5 protein-coding genes are annotated in these 3,907 nt (G+C 40.8%); all 5 read right to left on the reverse strand.

From position 1 onward, the window contains the following. Positions 1–26: 26 nt before the first annotated feature. Positions 27–464, reverse strand: coding sequence for a ClpXP protease specificity-enhancing factor (locus H5072_RS13785; RefSeq protein ID WP_002957966.1), 438 nt, complete (start codon positions 462–464; stop codon positions 27–29). Continuing rightward, positions 464–1,090, reverse strand: coding sequence for a stringent starvation protein SspA (gene sspA, locus H5072_RS13790; protein ID WP_002957965.1), 627 nt, complete (start codon positions 1,088–1,090; stop codon positions 464–466). Before sspA ends, H5072_RS13785 begins: the two co-directional genes overlap by 1 nt. 80 nt (positions 1,091–1,170) lie before the next feature. Then, positions 1,171–1,920 (reverse strand): cytochrome c1, encoded by a 750-nt coding sequence (locus H5072_RS13795; RefSeq protein ID WP_002957964.1) that lies wholly within the window; start codon positions 1,918–1,920, stop codon positions 1,171–1,173. After that, the gene (locus H5072_RS13800) at positions 1,917–3,182 is read right to left on the reverse strand and encodes a cytochrome b N-terminal domain-containing protein (RefSeq protein ID WP_002957963.1); all 1,266 of its coding nucleotides are present in this window, start codon (positions 3,180–3,182) and stop codon (positions 1,917–1,919) included. Before H5072_RS13800 ends, H5072_RS13795 begins: the two co-directional genes overlap by 4 nt. Further along, positions 3,182–3,772: a ubiquinol-cytochrome c reductase iron-sulfur subunit gene (gene petA, locus H5072_RS13805; protein WP_002957962.1), complete on the reverse strand. Its 591-nt coding sequence runs from the start codon at positions 3,770–3,772 to the stop codon at positions 3,182–3,184. Before petA ends, H5072_RS13800 begins: the two co-directional genes overlap by 1 nt. Between the last annotated feature and the right edge of the window lie 135 nt (positions 3,773–3,907).

Raw genomic sequence — 3,907 nt, forward strand, 5'->3', positions numbered from 1 at the left:
AGCGGTTTTTTTTTTGCATTTACTTATTATTTAATAACGCGTAAATGAGAGCCTTTTTTCTTCTGTGGCTTTTCTGGTGGTGTTTCATCAATAAATTCAGCTGATGAATCAACACTTTCAAGCTCAGGCACAAAATCGTCTTCGTCCTCTAAAAACTCATCTGCAGTAAAGACTGTTCCTTCGCCATTTTCACGCGCGTATATTGCAAGCACAGCACCTAGAGGCACATACACTTGCATTGGCTGACCACCAAAGCGCGCATTGAAGCTAAGTTGGGTTAAGTCTAACGAAAACTGTGTGACCGCTGATGGACTTATGTTTAAAACAATTTGTCCGTCTTGAACAAACTGTGTTGGCACTTGTACATTTGCAAACCCAGCGTCTACCACTAAATGCGGTGTACACTCGTTATCGACTATCCAATCAAAAAAAGCACGTAATAAATAAGGACGATTAGGCGTCATTATAAACGGATCTCACGCTCAGCTTCAGTTAAAGAGGCTTGGAATGACTCACGTTCAAATAAACGGATCATGTACTCTTTAAGCTCTTTAGAACCTGCACCATTAAGCTCAATACCAAACTCTGGTAAACGCCATAATAGTGGAGCTAAATAACAATCTACTAAGCTAAACTCTTCACTCATAAAGTAAGGTGCTTCGCTAAAAATAGGTGCTACAGCAAGTAATGCTTCTGTTAGCTCTTTACGAGCTTGAGCAGCATCTGACGTGTTGTTACTGATTTTGTCAGCTAGGCTGTACCAGTCAGTATCAATACGATGCATCATTAAGCGGCTACGACCACGCATTACCGGGTAAACAGGCATTAGTGGAGGATGAGGAAAACGCTCATCAAGGTATTCCATGATGATGTTTGCCTGGTATAAACCAAGCTCACGGTCAATCAGTGTTGGCACTGTGCCGTAAGGGTTAATTTCGTGAAGTGCTTCTGGCAAGTTATCTTTTTCAGCCAAATGAATATCTACACTTACACCTTTTTCCGCAAGTACAATACGTACTTGGTGGCTATACATACAGTTAGCACCAGAAAAAAGGGTCATTACAGGGCGCTTATTGGCAGCTACGGCCATGCCTATACCTCCATTAAATAACTAAAACAGCAAAAGGGGCTTAAGCCCCTATTGCAAAATTACCTTTAAAAATGTTCAAGTTAATGAACATCTCTCCAGTATTCTTTCTTAAGCATAAATGCCAAGATAAATAGAATTATTAAGAATCCTATTACCTTAATACCTAGCGCTTCCGATTCAAGACGTGAAGGTTCACCCACGTACTCAAGGAAGTTTGTTAAATCACGAGCCGCTTGGTCGTATTCATCTACGCTTAATTCACCCGTACCATCAGTTTCAGTAGCAATAACTTTGGTCACAGTGTGGCCATGTTCTTCTACTTCTTTAGTGATAGGCGTTGGTAAACCTTGTAGTTCTTGAAGAACATGAGGCATACCTACCGATGGAAAAACAATATTGTTAACTCCAAACGGGCGAGATTCATCTTTATAAAACGATTTTAGGTACGTGTAAATATAATCTGGTGATTTTACACGTGCAATTAGAGTTAAATCCGGCGGAGCCGCACCAAACCATTTTGCTGCATCGTCTTTTGTAATTGCGTTGGTGATATGGCTACCTACTTTAGAGCCGTCAAAAATTAACTGCTCTAAACCAACTTCTGTTGGGATACCGATATCACGAAAAGTACGCTCATAACGTTGATACTGCATTTGGTGACAACCAAGACAGTAGTTCATGAACAACTTTGCACCGCGTTGTAAAGATGGTTGATCAGTAAGGTCGTTATTCGCTTCCATTAAAGGAACCGACGGACCTGCTGCCATAACCATGTTAGGCAACAAGTTTACTGATAAAGCAAACAAACCAATAATAAGCTTCTTCATCATTTCGTTAACCTCTCTGGCAATGGCTTAGTTTTTTCGTTCTTACTGTATACAAACAACAGTACGAAGAACATAAAGTAAGTCACAGTACAGATTTGAGAAATAATCGTTTTCATATCAGTTTGTGGAGTTGCACCCACCCAACCAAGAAGAACGAAAGTTACAACAAAGCCTGCAATGTTCCATTTATGGAAACCACAACGGTAACGAACCGATTTAACTCTACCACGGTCTATCCAAGGTAGTAATGCAAGTACTACAATCGATGCACCCATCGCCGCAACACCGATTAACTTATCAGGGATTGCACGTAAGATTGCATAGAATGGCGTAAAGTACCAAACCGGGAAAATATGCTCAGGTGTTTTAAGTGGGTTAGCTGCCTCGAAGTTTGGACCTTCTAAAAAGAAGCCATTCATCGCCGGCATAAAGAACACAACCCAACAAAACAGTATTAAGAAACCAACCACACCCACAATATCTTTAACTGTGTAGTAAGGGTGGAACGGTATCGCATCAACAATGTCTTTTTTGTTAGTGTAATACTCGTGGAATTTAAATTTAGGCTTATCTTCTTCAGCTACTGAGCCTTTCTTACGTTTAATCTCAATACCTTCAGGGTTATTTGAACCCACTTCGTGTAGAGCAACAATGTGTAAGAAAACTAAGATTACAATAACCAGTGGTAGTGCAATTACATGTAATGCAAAGAAGCGATTAAGCGTTGCACCTGATATTACGTAGTCACCACGGATCCAAAGTGTTAAGTCATCACCAATAACCGGAATAGCACCGAATAATGAAATGATTACTTGTGCGCCCCAGAACGACATTTGGCCCCATGGTAATAAGTATCCCATGAATGCTTCAGCCATTAGCGCTAAGAAAATGAACATACCAAATAACCACAGTAATTCACGCGGTTTTTGGTAAGAACCGTAGATCATGCCACGGAACATATGCATATATACAACGATGAAAAACGCTGATGCACCTGTTGAGTGCAAGTAACGTAGTAACCAGCCATATTCTACATCACGCATGATGTACTCTACCGAGGCAAAAGCACCTTCAGCAGACGGAACAAAGTTCATCGTTAACCAAATACCTGTTAGGATTTGGTTTACTAGTACTAACATGGCTAGTGAGCCAAAAAAGTACCAGAAGTTAAAGTTTTTAGGTGCTGGATACTGTGCAATGTGCATGTTCCAAACACGTGTCATTGGGATTCGGTCGTCTATCCAACCAATAATCTTACCAAACATTAGGCTACCCCTCTTTCTTCGCCCACTAAAATAGTGGTGTCATCTAGAAAAGTATAAGGTGGTATTTCTAAGTTTAATGGTGCAGGTACCGATTGAAATACTCGACCAGCCATATCAAATTTAGAACCGTGGCACGGGCAGTAGAAACCGTCATCAGTCCCTTCTACTTTCTCACCAAAATTACCTTGTAAAAAGCCTGGTGAACATCCTAAATGCGTACAAATACCTACAGCCAAAAATATTTCTGGACGTAATGAACGGTAATCATTTGTTGATGATTCTAATTGTTGTGGCTCTTGCGATTGCGGATCACGAAGTTGACCTTCATGTTCTTTCATCTGCTCAAGCATTTTTGGGGTACGTGATACAACCCATACAGGTTTACCACGCCACTCGACACGTATTAATTGTCCAGGCTCAAGTTTGCTGATATCTACTTCTACAGGCGCACCCGCAGATTTAGCTCGCTCACTTGGATTCCAAGACGCAATAAAAGGAACAGCAGCCCCAGCCGCACCAACACCACCTACAACAGAGGTAGCTATGGTTAAAAAGCGACGTCGGCCATTGTCTACAGGCGCATTGCTCATCCACTTATCTCCACTATGATTCTCAACACTTGCTATATTGAGAACATCAGTTACAGCAGGTTAATTATTCGAAATTTTTAAAATAGAAGCGATCATAATTAAAACCCTTGATTAAAACAAGGTTATTCAAAGCCC

The sequence above is a fragment of the Pseudoalteromonas sp. SR45-5 genome, assembly GCF_014163565.1.
Classification (GTDB): domain Bacteria; phylum Pseudomonadota; class Gammaproteobacteria; order Enterobacterales; family Alteromonadaceae; genus Pseudoalteromonas; species Pseudoalteromonas distincta.